The organism is Brevibacillus porteri (genome assembly GCF_003013475.1).
In the GTDB taxonomy this organism is placed as follows: domain Bacteria; phylum Bacillota; class Bacilli; order Brevibacillales; family Brevibacillaceae; genus Brevibacillus; species Brevibacillus porteri.
This window is the reverse complement of record NZ_PXZO01000017.1, coordinates 110,309-127,818: the sequence shown is the minus strand read 5'-3', so window position 1 is coordinate 127,818 and position 17,510 is coordinate 110,309. Positions and strand designations below refer to the sequence as shown.

At 49.1% G+C, this 17,510-nt stretch carries 10 protein-coding genes and 1 pseudogene; 8 read left to right on the top strand and 3 right to left on the bottom strand.

All coding sequences use genetic code 11. The annotated features are described in order from the left end of the window. Nucleotides 1–9 precede the first annotated feature (9 nt). The 4 genes from C7R92_RS10180 to C7R92_RS10165 all read left to right on the top strand — a co-directional run bounded on the left by C7R92_RS10180 (nt 10) and on the right by C7R92_RS10165 (nt 8,873). Nucleotides 10–2,337, top strand: coding sequence for a bifunctional Gfo/Idh/MocA family oxidoreductase/class I SAM-dependent methyltransferase (locus tag C7R92_RS10180; RefSeq protein WP_106834164.1), 2,328 nt, complete (start codon nt 10–12; stop codon nt 2,335–2,337). 16 nt (nt 2,338–2,353) lie between these two features. Then, the gene (locus C7R92_RS10175) at nt 2,354–7,159 is read left to right on the top strand and encodes a non-ribosomal peptide synthetase (protein WP_106834163.1); all 4,806 of its coding nucleotides are present in this window, start codon (nt 2,354–2,356) and stop codon (nt 7,157–7,159) included. Nucleotides 7,160–7,332: 173 nt separating this feature from the next. Next, nucleotides 7,333–8,094 carry an alpha/beta fold hydrolase gene (locus C7R92_RS10170; RefSeq protein WP_106834162.1) on the top strand — a complete coding sequence of 254 codons (762 nt, stop codon included), beginning with the start codon at nt 7,333–7,335 and terminating at the stop codon, nt 8,092–8,094. A 140-nt stretch (nt 8,095–8,234) separates the two neighbouring features. Continuing rightward, entirely contained in the window at nt 8,235–8,873 is a 639-nt protein-coding gene (locus tag C7R92_RS10165) for an immunity protein Imm33 domain-containing protein (RefSeq protein WP_106834161.1), read from the top strand. Here C7R92_RS10165 and nfi read toward each other — a convergent pair. Next, nucleotides 8,870–9,556 carry a deoxyribonuclease V gene (gene nfi / locus C7R92_RS10160; RefSeq protein ID WP_106834160.1) on the bottom strand — a complete coding sequence of 229 codons (687 nt, stop codon included), beginning with the start codon at nt 9,554–9,556 and terminating at the stop codon, nt 8,870–8,872. The genes C7R92_RS10165 and nfi overlap by 4 nt on opposite strands. Before the next feature lie 170 nt (nt 9,557–9,726). Here nfi and rbsK point away from each other — a divergent pair, with 170 nt between their 5' ends. The 4 genes and pseudogenes from rbsK to C7R92_RS10140 all read left to right on the top strand — a co-directional run bounded on the left by rbsK (nt 9,727) and on the right by C7R92_RS10140 (nt 14,917). Continuing rightward, nucleotides 9,727–10,629: a ribokinase gene (rbsK, locus tag C7R92_RS10155; RefSeq protein WP_106834272.1), complete on the top strand. Its 903-nt coding sequence runs from the start codon at nt 9,727–9,729 to the stop codon at nt 10,627–10,629. A gap of 228 nt (nt 10,630–10,857) precedes the next feature. Beyond that, nucleotides 10,858–11,454, top strand: a complete 597-nt coding sequence (locus tag C7R92_RS10150; protein ID WP_106834159.1) for a TetR/AcrR family transcriptional regulator — start codon at nt 10,858–10,860, stop codon at nt 11,452–11,454. Between the two features lie 65 nt (nt 11,455–11,519). After that, nucleotides 11,520–12,660: pseudogene (locus C7R92_RS10145) on the top strand (MFS transporter). A gap of 118 nt (nt 12,661–12,778) precedes the next feature. After that, nucleotides 12,779–14,917 (top strand): ATP-dependent Clp protease ATP-binding subunit, encoded by a 2,139-nt coding sequence (locus tag C7R92_RS10140; RefSeq protein WP_106834157.1) that lies wholly within the window; start codon nt 12,779–12,781, stop codon nt 14,915–14,917. Nucleotides 14,918–14,963: 46 nt separating this feature from the next. Here the strand turns inward: C7R92_RS10140 and C7R92_RS10135 are convergent, their stop codons facing one another. After that, complete coding sequence (locus C7R92_RS10135; RefSeq protein ID WP_069847995.1) at nt 14,964–15,587, bottom strand: YqaA family protein; 624 nt, start codon at nt 15,585–15,587, stop codon at nt 14,964–14,966. A gap of 436 nt (nt 15,588–16,023) precedes the next feature. After that, the gene (locus tag C7R92_RS10130; protein ID WP_106834271.1) at nt 16,024–17,373 is read right to left on the bottom strand and encodes an aminotransferase-like domain-containing protein; all 1,350 of its coding nucleotides are present in this window, start codon (nt 17,371–17,373) and stop codon (nt 16,024–16,026) included. Between the last annotated feature and the right edge of the window lie 137 nt (nt 17,374–17,510).

Genomic DNA, 17,510 nt, shown 5'->3' with positions numbered 1-17,510 from the left:
GGGTGACGTATGACAAAGAATCGTAAGTTGCGTACCGTGGTATGCGGTTCCCGCTTTGGACAGTTCTACTTGGAGGCGGTGAAGGCATTGCCTGAGCAGTTTGAATTGGTAGGGCTGCTGGCAAAAGGAAGTGAACGCTCGCGTCAATGCGCCGAGCGAAATGGCATCCCGCTGTACACCGATGTCAATCAATTACCTGCTGACATTGATCTGGCTTGCGTCGTATTGCGTTCCACCGTGATGGGTGGCAATGGAACAGAGCTGTCGATCCAACTGCTTGCCAAGGGCATTCACGTCATTTCGGAAGAGCCGATCCACCATAAAGATTTGGCGCTGTGCCTAAAGCATGCCAAGCAGAACGGTGTTCATTTTATGACGGGCGATCTCTACGTACATTTGCCTGCTGTTCGCCGCTTTATTGCTTGCGCTCGTACGATGCTGGCTGTGCAGCCTGCCTTGTACATCGAGGCTGCTTGCGCTACACAAGTGTCCTTCCCGCTCATGCACATTTTGCAGGAAGCCCTCCCTTCTATTCGTCCGTGGAAAATCAGTCATGTCATCAAGGATGAGGGACCGTTTCAAGTGTTGATCGGACAGCTGGGCAAAATTCCAATTACGCTGCGCGCCCACAATGAAGTCGATCCGGATGATCCAGACAACCATCTGCATTTACTGCATCGCGTGACGATTGGTGTAGCTGGCGGGAGCTTGTCGCTTACAGACACGCATGGCCCTGTCGTGTGGCAGGCGCGTCTGCACGTACCGGATCTTCCCGACATTCACGGTGAGCTGACAGTTTCCCCACCTGCACACATGCTGGAAAACAGTACACACATATTGGGACCGCAGGAGACGCCGACCTATCGGGACATTCTTACGAAGCAGTGGCCGCAAGCTATCGGACGCGATTTACTCATCATGCGAGATAGGATCATGGGGCAGGTCGATAAGGCTACGATGGAAACACGCGCGCAGCAGGAACTATTGTGTTCACGACAGTGGCAAGAATGGACGCAGGCATTGGGATATCCCGTGTTGCGCTCGAATGGCAGTCATGAGCCGTTGACGTTAGCGTCTCTCGAACAAGCAGCCTGGAGCATTTCAGATGACGAATTCCACGGCACTGCATCACCTAATGATGCGACTTTGGCGGAAAACAACGATGTTTTTGTATGCACGGCGTCTGCCGAGAGCGAGCTAAAAGGGATTGATGCTGTGCAGGTAAATACGTGCATTGAGCGCCTGGATGCAGCTGCGGTGGCCTCCATGCTGCTCGCGCTGCAATCTCAAGGAGCACTGACAGCGGGACAACATTCCTTTACGGCGTCAGATATTTTCATTGCTGCAAACATAGCAGAGCGTCATCAACCAGTCATCAACCGCTGGCTGCACATACTGACGGATCGTGGCTACCTGAAATTTGCTGCTGGCGAGTATCAATGCGGCATTCAGATGACGCGAGAGGAAGTAGAACGACGGTGGGATTTAGCCAAAAATGCTTGGAATGGCAAGCTGGGCTCACCGCTCGTCATGGACTATCTCAAGGACAATGCGGATCGGCTGCCACAGCTGATGGATGATACCCAACAAGCTGCATTGCTGCTATTTCCTGAGGGCCGCATGCATGTTGCCAATGCGCTTTATCGGGACACCCTTGTGGCGCGTTATTTGAACAAGTCGGTCGCAGAGGCAGTAGCGCGGATCGCGTCTACGACAAACTCGCTTCGCATTCTGGAGGTAGGCGCTGGGACTGGAGCAACGAGTGATGTGGTTGTGGACCGCCTGAGGGCGTCTGTTTCCAAAGGATTGCATGTGGAGTATGTGTACACGGATGTGTCCCACTTTTTCTTATCCTCTGCACGTGAACGCTACAAAGCTTGCCCATGGATAAAATATCAGGTGGTTGATATCGACAAAAATTTGTTTGCACAAGGCCTCACAGAAGGCAGCTTCGATATCGTGATTGCGGCAGGCATGTTGAACAACGCGCGGGACACGGATGAAGTCATCCAAGGGCTGTTGAAGACCCTTGCTCCAGGAGGCTGGATGATTATTACCGAGCCAACTCGAGAATTCGTAGAAATGCTCATCTCCCAAGCTTTCATGATGACTCCACCAGTAGATGACAGGAAAAATACGCAATCGACCTTCATGACTGTCCAGCAGTGGCTCGATGTTTTTGAACGGGCAGGTGTCAAGGAGCTTGCGGTCTTGCCTGAGGAGTCTCACCCACTGGCACCACTTGGACAAAAGCTGTTCCTCATCAAGAACAACATCGATGTTGGCGTACGTCAGCAGCTTTCCCCAAACGAAAACGAAATGGCGAAGCTCATTTAAATAGGAGAGTGTGCATATGCCCCAAAACCTCAAGACAAATAGCGTCGAGCTCTTGATGCGCCTACGCAGAGATGGAATTTTTTTATGGGAGGAAAATGGGAGCCTGCGTTACAAAGCCCCAAGAGGAACACTTGCAGCGGATGATTTACAGGCGTTAAAAGAACAGAAAGCAGACATTCTCGCTCTTTTGCGAGCGGAATCCCAACCGGTGACGGTGATACCCGATCCAGCAGCGCGATTTGTGCCTTTTCCCCTGACAGATGTGCAGTCTGCTTATTTACTGGGACGGTATGAGCTGTTTGGCTATGGTGGCGTGGCGTGCCATATTTACATGGAGCTGGACTATCCCGAGCTTGATCCGAAACGGGCGGAGGATGCGTGGAACCTGCTCATTGCAAGACATGACATGCTGCGTGCAACCATTGATCCGAACGGTCAGCAGCGCATTCTGGAGAAGGTTCCGCGTTTGACGATTACATATACAGATACTAGTGGCATGGATGAGCAGGAGGCAGGAACAAGGCTCGATGACATACGCGAAGCGATGGGACATCGCGTGTATGATACAGCCAAATGGCCGTTGTTTGATATCGGATTGACGAAAACGAGCGACAGGGTTGTACTCCATGTATCGATGGAATTTCTCATCGCGGATTGGGCGAGTATTTGGCTCTTGCTGGGTGAGTTTGAGGCCCTTTACAAAGAACCGGGAAAAACATTGCCCACGTTGCCGATTACGTTTCGCGATTACGTATTTGCCGAACGCAGTCTAAGAGAGACTACGGCGTATGGCAGAGACAAAGCGTACTGGCAGCAACGGATCGATGCATTGCCACAGGCCCCAGACCTACCAATGGCGAGACAACAGACCCAGAATGGAGACGCACGCTTTCGCCGTCGCTTCATTCGGTTAGATAATGCTTCGTGGGATGCCTTCAAACAGCGTGCCCAGCAGCGAGGATTGACGCCAACCTCCGCCGTGATGACAGCCTTTGCCGCTGTGATCGAGCGCTGGAGCCGAAATCGTGCGTTTTGCCTGAATTTGACGTTGCTGAACAGACAGCCGCTGCATGAGCGAGTCCATGAGATTGTCGGGGATTTCACATCCGTCAATTTGCTTGCGGTTGATTGGGGATTAGAGCGTTCTTTTCAGGGGCAGGCGAAAACCATTCAAAAGCAGTTGTTTGAAGATTTGGATCACCGTTTGTTTTCCGGCGTGGAGGTCATGCGCGAGCTAGCTCGCAGGCGCGGGCGTGAAGCCGCTCTGATGCCAATCGTATTTACGAGCGCGATTGGGTTAGTGGAACCAGCGGAAGGCGGTCAGCTACAGGGCAAAATTGCTGGGCATGGAATCAGTCAAACACCGCAGGTTTTCATCGATTGCCAAGCCATGGACAGCTCGGCAGGCTTGCAGGTGAACTGGGATGTGCGGGAGGGTGTTTTCCCAGAGCATGTCGTTGACGACATGTTTGATACTTTTGCAAAATTACTGCAAGCTTTGGCGGACAGCGAGCAAATGTGGGAGGGAGCTGACGAAATTACGTTGCCAGACTGGCAGCGAGAAGAGCGTCAGCAGGTAAATGAGACCACGGCAGCTTTACCAGAGTACGCCTTGCATCAGCCAATCGTCACGCAAGCAATGTCGACGCCAGATCGTCCGGCTGTGATTGACAGTGAAGGACAGATCTCCTACGCGGAACTGGTCAAACGTGCTGCCGCAGTAGCAGGGAAGCTTAAGGAACTAGGCTGCCGCGAGCAAGACCGCGTTGCTATCGTGATGGATAAAGGCGTGCATCAAGTCACAGCCGTACTCGGAACATTGTTTGCCGGAGCCGTCTATGTACCTATTGATCCGAAGCAACCCGAGATGCGCCGACAGGTCATGATGGAACAGGCGGACATCCGTTATGCCTTGACGGTATCTGCCAACCAGTTGCACTGGTCAGACTCTATTCAAACGATTGCAGTAGATCAAGTTAGCCCGCAGCATGAACCATTGATACTGCCTGACCTAAACCCGGATTTGCCTGCGTACATCATCTATACGTCTGGCTCCACGGGACAGCCCAAAGGGGTCGTCATCAGCCACCGTGCAGCAGCGAATACAATCGAGGATATGCTTCGTCGCTTTGCGATCACGGAAAATGACCGCGTACTTGGCCTTGCCCAGCTGAGCTTTGATTTATCTGTCTACGATATTTTTGCCACGCTTTCTGTTGGTGGTGCGGTTGTGTATCCTCATCCCGACCGTCAAACGGATCCGTCACATTGGAGTGAGCTGATAGCCGGGCATGACATCACCGTGTGGAATTCCGTGCCGGCCCTGATGCAGATGCTGGTCACGTATTTGGATTCCACGCCAACTGTCAAAGTTGACAGCCTGCGACTGGCCTTGCTTTCCGGTGACTGGATTCCGTTGACGCTGCCTGATCGGATGCAAAAATATCTGCCTTCTGCACAGATCGTCAGTCTCGGCGGTGCCACGGAAGCATCGATCTGGTCGAACTACCATCTGTACAAAGGACTGGAAGCAGACTGGAACAGTATTCCGTATGGCCGCCCGCTCGCCAATCAAGGCTTCCGCGTCCTCGATTCGCAGATGCGCGATTGCCCGGTGTGGGTGATCGGGGATCTGTATATTACCGGAGCTGGCTTGGCGGAGGGCTATGTAGGAGATCAACCCCTCACGGAGGAAAGATTCTTCTCCCACCCTGTCGATGGAGAGAGACTGTACCGAACGGGTGACTTGGGCCGCTACACACCGGGCGGCGAAATCGAGTTTATCGGCCGAGAAGACAATCAGGTCAAAATCAGAGGGCATCGAATCGAGCTAGGTGAAATTGAATCGGCCCTGCTCAAACACCCTGCTGTCGCCGCAGCTGGTGTCGTGCTGGATGGAGCGAGTGACGAGCCTGTTTTGCTGGGGATTGTGGAGTGCGCCCGCAAGATGGATCGGGACCTTGAAGCGGAAAGAGCCGAATTCGCGATCGTAAATGGGATCAGTGAAGAAGTGGACATCGAGGTCAATCAGCGCATTGTCATACTTCTGCAAGAGATTGCGCGACAGCATACGAGCATGCCTCTACGGGTATTGCAAGTCGGCGCAGGGAACGGGGCGTTAACAGAGCAAGTCTCGCAAGCGTTGGAAGGCCATGATTTAGAATATATAAGCATGGATACAGTTGAAGAAGAGTATCGGGCACAAGGATTGGCACCGAACTCGTTCGACGTAGTGTTCGCTGCGGGAGCGATAGATAGCTCTGACATGAACAAGCTGAAAGAACTGATTTGCCCGGGCGGGTGGCTCATTCTTGCCAAGTGGACAGAGGGAGAAAATCATCTGCTCGCCCATCGCGTGAAGCTGGACAGGGTGAGGGTCAGTGCCGCAGAGCTGGAAAAATTCCTTTCCCTACACCTGCCTGCCTACATGCTGCCTGCCCACTTGCAAGTCGTAGACGCACTGCCACTCACCGGAAATGGAAAAATAGATCGCCGAGAGCTGGCAAAATGGCGCCCTGCATCGTCATTCGGACAAAATGCTGCTATGGACGCTACAGAGGGGGCTGAATCTGATCCATTGGAAGCGCAGCTTGCTCACGTCTGGGCAGAAGCATTGGGAGTCTCGGGAATCGGTCGAACACAAAGCTTTTATGAGTACGGTGCAGATTCCCTCATCATGGCGCAGGTAGCCGGAGTGCTGCGCGACAAGCTGGCGGAGGACTCGACGCACACTGCCATCCCGTTTGATGTCTTGCTCCGGCAAATGCTCAACTTCCCGACCGTGGAAGCACTGGCTAGCTTCATACACATGCGCAATCAGGAAGGGCAGCAGAGTGAGGAAGTCGCATTGCCGAAGAAACGCAACAAGTCGAGCAATGCCGTGCTGATTCCATATGGCGGTGACGAATCTGGGCCGCTGCGGGTTGTGTTCCATGCTGTTTTGGGGACGATGGACAGTTTTCGCCCATTGATTGAACAGCTCAAAGCCCAGCAGACAGGAAGCATCGTCGGGGTCGCCATTGACGACAGCGAACGTTATTGCGCGCTAGAGCCGTCCGAGCTGATAGAAACCGTGGCCGATGATTATGCCGAATGCTTGATCGACGTCTTGCGTGAAGGAGAGCAAAGGCCTGTACAGCTCATCGGCTATTCCTTGGGCGGATTGATTGCCATTGAAGTAGCGAGAAGACTTGGGGAGCAGGGCGTCCCTATTCTGGACTTGGTTTTGATCGACATTCCTCCGATCCTGACAGAAGTGAATGACGATCTTTTGATTGAAGCACTCTTTGTTCCAAACCTGAACATCACGCTGGAACAGGCTGGTTTTGGAAAAGTGGATGAGCATGATTTTGCCCGGGCGATTTTGCAGCTCGTAGAAAAACACGGGGATTGCATCCCGCAAGGCTCAGCGTGCACCATCAGTGGAGATGATGGGCTAGACCAGGTGGGAGAGATATTCCGCAAATTATCTGCGTTTGACAGAAGAGAACGCTTCACTGCTTATGTCCATGCGCTAGGCAAAACATCAGGGGAACAGATGCCAGTGGAAATGGCAGAGGGCTTGTGCAAAGTGTTTGGGCAGAGCTTTAAAGCAGCGCGCTATACTCCTTTGCCCTATATGGGAGACATTCGCTTCCTGCTGGCTCGCGAGCCGTTTCAATTTTTGCCTAGCACGAGCGAAGAGACCATCGCTTTTTGGCAAGATATATGCATTGGAGAACTGGAAGTGACAGAAATCGCCGGTAACCATTACAGCTGCATGGTGGGAGAGAATGCGGTCAAATTGGCGGAGCTGTTGACAGTACCACTCGGCACCAAATAACTTCTTTGGTAACAATCAAGACAGCGGCAGACAAGGACGACAAAACAACGTCCTTTGTCTGTCGCTGCTCCTTTTCCTCACAGCAAGATTCATCCTACAAAATAGAAACCCTCCTTTGTTCATCACGTATTACTACAGTGAAATCCAGCCCTAACAAAGTGAGGTGTCGTACATTGGCAATAGAGATATCGAAAGTAAGTACTTCAAAAGGGACGATCCAATATCATTGTAGCGGAAACGGCAAACCCAATATCGTTCTCATTAACGGGGGTTCAGGACCCATAGAAGGCTGGATGAGAATACTACCTGATCTTTCAGAGACGTCATCTTTATTTTCCTATAATCGATTTGGTGTTTCGGGTAGTGACAAGCCGCAGGAACCCCAAGATGGACTCACGATTGTAGAAACGTTACGGGAGGCATTAACGTTAGTAGGATTTGAACCCCCATTTTTGCTAGTCGGACATTCATTAGGGGGATTATATGCAAATTTATATGCCCGGCGTTACCCCAACGAAGTAGCTGGCGTCGTCTTTTTAGAATCCAGCCATCCGAAAGATCTCGGCCTCGAAAAATATCAAGGTAAGGTAGTCAAAGCCATAAACAAAATGCTCTCCATGTTTGATTCCTTGTCTCCCCATAAACAGTTCAATGAAGTTCATTTTGTCAAAAAAACAGTGGAACAAATCCATGCAATCGATTCTTTTCCTGACATACCTGTTTATGTGATTACAGGTGGAAAAGAAAATCGTATGATGCCAGAGGAAGTACGCAAAAAACGAATCGAGCATCAGTTGGAGCTGCTTTCATTATCAAGCAACAGCAAACATATCCTCGCTGAAAAAAGTGGACATTTTCCTCAATTTACCGAGCCAAGAGCCGTCATAGATACGATCAAAGACTGTGTTGAACAAATCCAACAAAAAAAGTTGTAGACCATCTGCCAAGCCGCTTTGCTGCTCATTCGTCAGCCCATTTTTCCAACCTTTGTAGCAAATGTGTAACGGAGCTTTTCTCCTATTCGTGATATCCTGAAGATAGCAGCAATTCCGATCACGCAGAAAGGAAGAGGTCCATGTCAGCTGAGAAAGAGTCCCGACTCTGCAAACGCTCTAAACAGATTCATAACCGAACGTTTGTCTTGACCTGCAAAGAGTTTTTGGTGAAGCAAGCAGACTTTCTGTTGGACGTATTCGCCGATGTAGAAGACGAGACTGGTCCTATTAAGAACGGTGCGAAAATTCAGGTAGGCTGGACCATTCTTCTGGTTTTCGAACGAGATGGGTATATGGAAATCGTGGCACCCGACTACGACGAGAATCCTTTTTCCGAAACAACTTCTGACCTGTCTGTGTCCTTGGTCGTGCAAATGGCGCAAAACAACTGTTTGCAAACCGTGCGAGCAGAAGGGGAAGCTGCTTTGTTCCAAGATAAAATTGTAGTGGCAAAAGGTGCATTTGAACAAGAACATGTCTATTTGCAGCGTGCAGAAGATGTTCGAAAAGGTGACTCCGGATGGTATCTCGGGCCTGTGGAAGGCGAAGTAGACAGTGACCAGCTTGAGTCGTACTACGTTTATCAACTGCTAAAGCTACGTCCGTCTCTTTTGCAAGCATTGGCTCTTCCACGAGGGTATATCGTCGTGTTCCAAGGAGATCTGATTGAAGCAGTCTTGGATGAGCACGATGAAAATGTATGGCCGACACTCCATTAGCGGCTGTTATTTAACTTTGCCGATACTTTATTCACGAGCTGATCCGCTTGCCGCGTCGTTTCGGGCAAACGATATTTGGGAGAGAGCTTGGTGATCCATGCGCATGCAGTTGGCAAAGAGATTCCGTGTCCGATCGAGACGAATATCGGTTTGATATTCGGTTGTGTACGCAAGACTCCACCGATGATTTCACCCTGATCGATCAAAGGGGAATACACGCCTCTTTCCTGTGCGGGTTCTTCGTATTCGCCTAGTAGTCTCGTTTTTCCACAGCCAATGGTAGGAATGTCAAACAGGACGCCCAAATGACTGGCTAGTCCGAATCTTCGTGGGTGAGCGATTCCTTGTCCATCGCAGACGACGAGCTGCGGTGTTGTTTTTAGCTCCTTGAATGCACGCACCAACGGAGGCAGCTCTCGAAAAGAGAACAGGCCGGGAATATACGGGAATTCGACGGTGTCTTGAATGACGACAGACTCGACGACTTGCAGGGAATTAGCGTCGAGGATCACGACACCAGCAACTAACAAATCAGACTCGGCATGATAGGCGACATCTACTCCAGCGATAAAGCGTACGTCGGCTAGTTGATCTTCTTTTTTCACTTGTTGGGCTAGTTGTCGCTGTAAGTTGATAGCCTCTTGCTCATCAATGCTCCAAGGATGTTGGATAATCGGCTTCATCTGGTTACCTCCGGATGATAGAAGATTTGTTCATTATATCCAATAGAGGCATTGCGCTCCAAGTCTTCTTAGGAACAATCCTGAGAAAATACGTTGACTTCTCGGATGAAAAGCACTATTTTGTAACCGACAGAATGATCATGTTCGAGATGGAACGAGGAGGGCTCGTCGTGAAAATCGCAGTAGTAGGAAGTATCAATATGGATCTCGTAACCCATGTACATCATTTGCCCAGAGCAGGAGAAACGATCGCAAGCCATCACTTCGAGCTGATCCCGGGTGGAAAGGGAGCGAATCAGGCAGTAGCAGCGTCTCGCCTGGGTGCGCATGTCTCCATGATTGGAATGGTAGGAGAGGATGAGAACGGCCGGGTTATGCTGGGAGGGCTAACGGATGCGCACGTTCACATAGAGGGGATCAAATGCTCGGGTACGACAGGCATGGCTTTTATCAATGTCAGTGATGACGGGGAAAATAACATCGTGCTCGTTCCGGGTGCGAATGCGCTTGTCTGCACCGAGCATATTGCAGACAATCAGTCTATTTTAAAGAACAGCGACATCGTATTGCTCCAACTGGAAATCCCGATGCATGTCGTGGAATATACCGTTAAAGAGGCTGCTCGACTCGGCAAGCTGGTCATTTTAAATCCGGCACCTGCACGCGAGCTATCCAGTGAGCTATTAACCCATGTACATACCTTAACCCCAAATGAAACAGAGCTTTCTATTCTCACGGGAATGCCTGTATCCACGATAGATGAAGTGCATGCCGCAGCCCAAAAGCTTTTGTCTGGTGGACCAAAGCGCGTCATCGTGACGTTGGGGGAAAAGGGCGCTCTCTTAGTAACCGCCGATGAAGCGACCCATATCCCGGCTTTCCGCGTAGAGCCAGTGGATACAACTGCGGCAGGCGATTCCTTTACGGCAGCTTTTGCGGTTGGGATCACACAAGGAATGACAGAAACGGAAGCGGCCACTTTCGCCAGCAAAGTAGCAGCGATTGTCGTAACAAGGAACGGTGCTCAACCATCCCTGCCTACTTTCGAAGAAGTACAAGCATACTCTTTTTAATGGGGGCGATAGATGGAGAAGGTCAACTTAGCTGAAGAGTTTACGTTATTCCAACAGTGACAGATGTAGAGTCGATATAATCAATGATCAAGCCTATTTTGAGAGATGATTTTCAAAATGGGCTTTTTCTATAGGCATGGTTTACAGTTGCAGACATTTCATTTGTTGACCGAACGGTACATAATGTGTAAGATTTCCATAACAGTTGGAAACGAAAGGAGGATTCCGTTGAACAAACGCGGCAGACCTCGTGATTTTGATTACACTTCCATTGTAGATGTGGCCATGAAAACATTTTGGTCAAAAGGCTACAATGGTTGTTCTACGCATGATTTATGCAGTGATACTGGACTAGGTAAAGGCAGCTTGTACAATACGTTTGGCAGCAAACAGGACCTTTATCTAGCAGTGGTGGAACACTATCACGAAACTGGAATTCGTGAACAGCGGGCATTATTGGAAAGTCCGGGTTCTGTGAAAGAACGATTGCACAATTTTTTAGCTTGGGCATTGGTGGAAGACTTTGAATCTACGAATCCAAAGGGATGTTTGCTGATCAATGCGGGATTGGAACGGGCAAAAGACGATCCCAAGATTGAAGAAATAGTCTCCAGACATGTTGAACTTTTGAAGCAAACCATGGAAACAGTGATGGAGGAAGGCTTGCGAACGGGCGAAATCTCCAAAAAACGATCTGCTGTGGATTTGGCTAGCCTATTTTTAAGCAGTTACTACGGCTTCCGTGTGTTGAATACATCTACACAAAATCGGACATTGGCTGAACAAATCATGAACGGCACCATGGAATCTATCTTCGGCGCGTAATGCGCTCTTTTTTTGAATTATTTTTGTACCGATTGTTACAATAATAAGTAGAGGAGTGTTCCTTCATGCCGTCGATGATTTAGTTTATTAGCGGTAGCGATTTTTGCGATGACGACTTCTGAATTTATGGTGGCAGGTATGATGAACGAGCTTGCCGATGTTTTCGACGTGTCGATCCCATCCATCGGGTATTTTATTACGGCGTATGCAGGAGCAATGGTGATAGGAGGCCCGATCCTAACAGCAACTCTCTTGCACATTCGCCGAAAACAAGCGCTGCTTTCTTTGGTTGCCGTCTTCTTTATTGGCCAATCGCTGGGAGCCATGGCTTGGAATTACGAGTCGATGATGCTTGCACGTATCATAACGGGTATTGCTTCATCCGCAGCGTTTGGTATCTCCGTTAGTATTTCAGCCAGCTTGGTTCCCCCTCATTCACGGGGAAAGGCAGCTTCGATTGTTTTGGCAGGCTTAATGATTGCTACTGTCATCGGACTCCCTCTGACAACCGTGATTGCACAATTGTTCGGCTGGAGAATGAGCTTTTGGGCTGTTGCCGTTGTCGTATTGCTATCAGGGATCTTGATCCAATGGTTGCTTCCTTCCTCCGTACAAAAAGACCAGATGAACGGAAAGGATGAGCTTGCCAGTTTTCAAAATCCACACCTTTGGGCCGCGTATGTAACGAGTATGCTGATCATTGGCGGTACCTTCGCAGCGTTTAGTTATTTTACTCCGATTCTTACGGATGTAACGGCATTTTCGGATGCGAGTATCCCGTATTTGCTTGCCCTTTATGGCATCGCGACCGTGATCGGAAATATCGTGATTGGCAGACTTGCTGATCGTTTTACCATGCGCATCCTTGTAACGGGATTAAGCATACTCTTAGCGGCATTGGTTCTATTTGCCGTAGGCGCCGAAAATAAATTTATCGCTGTGCTATCCATTGTTTTGATTGGGTTGACGGGTGTCGCGATGAATCCGGCCATGATCGCACGAGTGATGAATACTGCAGGCAGTGGGACAATGGTAAACACTATGCATACTTCCTTTATTACATTGGGTGTTGCCATTGGTTCTTCCTTAGGCGGGATCGGGATCAGCAGTGGCTATGGGCTTGTTTCACCATTGTGGATAGGCGCTTGTTTAGCTGTTATTGGGTTACTTTCAATTGTTCCCTATCTGCAAAAGGGCAAAGTGTAAAAAACCAAACAATCCCTCTTGAAAGTCAAAAAAGGTCAAACTATAATAAAGTCAACGAAGGTCAGGAAAGGTCAAAGATCTTCTGAATTCCAAAACAACGCTTTTGGGGGGATTGAATATGCATTGTGAAATCTGCAAACAACGAGAAGCAACTGTGACTGTTCATATACGCGTGCAAAATCAGCAACAAAAATACGATCTGTGCAAAGACTGCCAGACAAAGCTGACCAACAAAATGGGAGTGGGTATGGGCTTTAGTCCTTTCTCCTCCTTCTCTGGACTGGATGAGTTCCTGCAAGGCTTTGCCCAAGGCCCGATGAATCCGGGCAAATCTTCCAGCCAACCGCAGCCACAAGCACCAGAGCGTGGTGGAGGCATCCTCGATGACCTGGGGCGTAATCTAAACGATGCGGCACGTGCCGGACTGATTGACCCTGTGATTGGACGAGAACAGGAAATTGAGCGTGTTATTGAGATTTTGAACCGACGCAATAAGAACAATCCGGTTCTGATCGGGGAGCCAGGGGTCGGGAAGACGGCGATTGCGGAAGGCCTCGCCCTGCGTATTACGGAAGGGCAAGTACCGACCAAGCTGAAAAACAAGCAGGTGTACATTTTAGATGTCGCCTCTCTGGTTGCAGGGACGGGAATTCGCGGACAGTTTGAGGAAAAAGTGAAGCAAGTGATTGCCGAGCTGCAAAAGCGCAAAAACGTTATCCTGTTTGTGGATGAGATTCATCTACTGGTGGGAGCAGGCTCTGCGGAAGGATCAATGGATGCAGGGAACATCCTGAAGCCTGCACTGGCTCGCGGTGAGTTGCAACTGATTGGGGCAACTACGTTAAAAGAGTATCGTGTGATTGAAAAAGACGCTGCTCTGGAGCGCCGCCTGCAGCCAGTCATGGTAAAGGAGCCAACCGTAGAACAAGCCATTGAGATTTTACAAGGATTGCGTCCGAAATACGAAGCATTCCACCAAGTCGCTTACTCGGATGATGTCATCCGTGCCAGCGTGGAATACGCCCATCGTTACATTCAGGATCGATTCTTGCCTGACAAGGCGATTGATCTCATGGATGAAGTGGGCTCACGTTTGAATCTGAGGTCCTCCGCGGTTGATACGGCAGAATTGCATGAGCGGCTGGCGCAGATCAATCAGGAGAAAAAGGAAGCGACGGAGCAAGAAGCATATGAACGAGCTGCCCGTCTGCGAGACGAGGAGGCAAGCATTTTAGAGAAGCTGGATCAGATTGAGGGCAAGGAACAACGCGTCCAGGTTGACGTCTCGGACATCCAAGCCTTGATCGAGCAAAAGACTGGGATTCCTGTTACGAAGCTGCAAAGTGATGAGCAGATGAAAATGAAAAACCTAGCGGCTCATTTGGAAGCAAAAGTCATTGGTCAATCCGAGGCGGTCACACAAGTCGCGAAGGCGATTCGACGCAGTCGTGCAGGTCTGAAACCGAAAAACAGACCGATTGCTTCCTTCCTGTTCGTCGGTCCGACTGGCGTAGGGAAAACAGAATTGTCCAAAGCATTGGCAGAGGAGCTGTTTGGTACCCGTGATTCCATGATCCGCCTCGATATGAGCGAGTACATGGAGAAGCACTCGGTATCCAAACTGATCGGTTCTCCTCCTGGCTACGTCGGTCATGAAGAAGCAGGTCAGTTGACTGAACGCGTTCGCCGCAACCCGTACAGCATTATTTTGCTGGATGAGATCGAAAAAGCACACCCGGACGTGATGCACATGTTCCTGCAAATTCTGGAGGACGGTCGTCTAACAGACAGTCAGGGCCGTACGGTGAATTTTAAGGAGACGGTCATCATTGCGACGAGCAATGCCGGCGTGAGCGAGCGCAAAATCTCCGTTGGCTTTGGAGCAAAAGCGCCCGAGCCCGCCACCGTGCTGGATTCTCTGGGGGCGTACTTCAAGCCAGAGTTCCTAAACCGCTTCGACTCGATCATTTCCTTTGCTCATCTGGAAAAACAGGATTTGGTCAAAATCGTCGATCTGCTGCTGCAAGATGTTATGGGCAATCTGTCTGAGCAAGGAATGGAGATCAGCGTGACAGATGCCGCAAAAGAAAAGCTGGCTGAGCTGGGCTACAACCCTTCCTTCGGGGCACGTCCATTGCGCCGCGTAATTCAGCAATATGTCGAGGATGGCATTGCGGATCTGGTGATGGAAGAAGACAAAGTGACAGCGATGCTGATTGATGTAGAAGAGGAAGGCATTCGTGTCAAAAAAGCATAACAGGCGTAAAAAAAGAAACCCCAATGTGTGAATTGGGGTTTCTTTGCTATTTATTCAGGACTTTCTCATTGATGCCATTGCTGACGCCAGCGTTTTCCATTTTCAGCTGGCGGCGCTTGGTGACAATTTTCTTCACCCATAATCCGACCAAGATGAGCGGCACCATGATGAGGAATATATATATAGAAACGTTATGGACCATATTTTCCGCCATTTTACCGTAAAAATAAAACAAAAATCCGACTGCGTAAAATTTGACTGCCCGTCCAATTGCCGCATACCCAAGCAATTTCCACAACGGGAATTTCAAGCAACCTGACATGATTGTAAATACTTTAAACGGAATCGGTGTAAATGAACCGATGAAGATCGCGACTTCGCCCTTCTTTTGAAACATCGCTGTGGCAGAATCAATCCATTCCTTCTTGAGGATTTTGTACAGAACGGATTTGCCTAGGACTTTACCGATAAAATAACCAACGGGTGTCCCTAAGAGACAAGCGATATAGCCTACCGTTGCAATCCACAATGCCTGCGAAGGATCAACGAGGCTGAGTGGCACTTGAAGAAAGAAGGCAGGAACGGGAAAGATGACTGCGTCTGCAAAAGAATGGATGAACATTCCCAAATAGCCGTATTCCATTAAGAAATCTAAAATGTTTTGAAACATCTATTTCTCCTTTGTCATTCTATCGTTAACTGCCAGTCATCAACTTTGGAGGCCTTTTTGCGCTTTGTCGGAATATTCAGCAGCACGCCGAGTAAGTCCAACAAAATACATGTATCTAGATGCGATTCTACTTCAAACTGGCCGACTATGGAACGAATTTTTTTGAATTGGGATTCACTTACTATACAACGATATACCGCATTTGATGCATTTTAAAACAATTTTCTCTGCATATTTTCTTTTATAAAGCCGCCATCATTCTGCTAAAACCATATTCCTGTATTTGTAATACGTTGTAGATCGTTAATTGGTTACGTACCAATCATTTCACATCCGCCTGTGCTACGGATCAACTCAACAGCTCTATTATGGAGATTTTTTGGTTGTCCAAAAACGCACCCTCGTCGGATTTTATCTGCGACTTAAGGCGGAGAGGTTAACGGTGCATGCGGCGTAACACATCCATCAACACCTCAATCCCTTGCTCAATCACTGCTTCCTTGGCATAGGACACATTCAGCTTCAAAATATTTTCTTGCGGAAAGCCCACCAAGTAATTTTTGTCAGTAGCATCCACAAGAATGGAGTACTTTTTTAGCTGGTTGATAACAGCAGGGACCGGGATGGAATCGTTCAAAACAATGTGCGTATGAATCCCCGGATACGCAAAGGGCTGAAAGGTGAACAGATGCTCTTCATTCGTCGCAAAATGGTTCAAAGACGCCATCAGCAGGTTGGATCGCCGTTGATAGGAACTGCGAATTTTTTGCTTGTGACGCTCGAACATTCCGCTTTTTAGGTAAATTTCCAACGCAGCTTGAGATAGCATGGAGCTGTCGATATCCATGAGTCGCTTGTGCTGGTTAAAGGAATCTTTTAGCGCGTCAGGTATAACGGCCACACCCAAACGCAACCCAGGAAAAATAATTTTGGAATAGCTTTTTAAATAAATGGTGCGAGAAAAGCGATCATAGGTAAAGAGGGGATCAGCTTTGCTGTCATGCTCAAGATCTGCCATGTAATCGTCTTCTACGATATAGACGTCGTACTGTTGGGCAAGCTCCACAATGCGCTGTTTATCCTTTCGACTGTACGTCGTACCGAGCGGACTATGGTAGCGAGGCATCGTATAGAAAAACTTGATCTCTCCCGTTCGGAAAATAGACTCCAGCTCTTCTAAGTCGATTCCTTGGGCAGTGCGCTTGATCCCGACGACAGGATGCTTGCGTACTTGCAAACTTTCAATGAAAAGATGGTAACTGGGCTGCTCAATCAGAATCGTTTCCTTGCCATTTTGAAAAGGAAGAATGCACAGCAAGGATAGCGCTTGTTGGACACCGGAGGTAATGAAAATATTACCCGGGTCCGTAAAAACCTGATGGTTCCCAAGCAGCTTGGCGATGACGGCAATGAGCGATGGCAAGCCTTGTGTGGTTCCATATATGAAAAGATCGTTTTTATAGGTTTCAATCGCTTTATTGATGCAGTGTTGAAAGTCAACATAAGGAAAGAGGTCAGGATCGGGAGCAGAGGTCGCAAAATCGATCACCGACGTATCTGCAGGTTGGATCTTTCTTTGTTTTTTCACGACGTAGTAGCCGCTTCGGTCGACCGAGTAGATGAGGTGACGCTTTTCGAGCTCATCCAAAGTGCGGATTACAGTGCTCTTGCTGCATTGGTAACGAGAGGCGAGCTCCCGAATGGAGGGAAGCCGGTCTCCGTCTCGATAGGAGAGGCTTTCAATCAACGTTTCGAGTTCATTTTGTAGCTGCAAATATTTGTGCATCCAAAAAAACATTCCCTTACCGCTGGATTTGTATCGGTACAGTTACTCCTTTTTTGCATTGTAGCACGATTGATCCCCCATTACTATTAACCTAAGACGGCCGTCTGTAAAAAGTCCCCAGTAGGAGAGATACATAC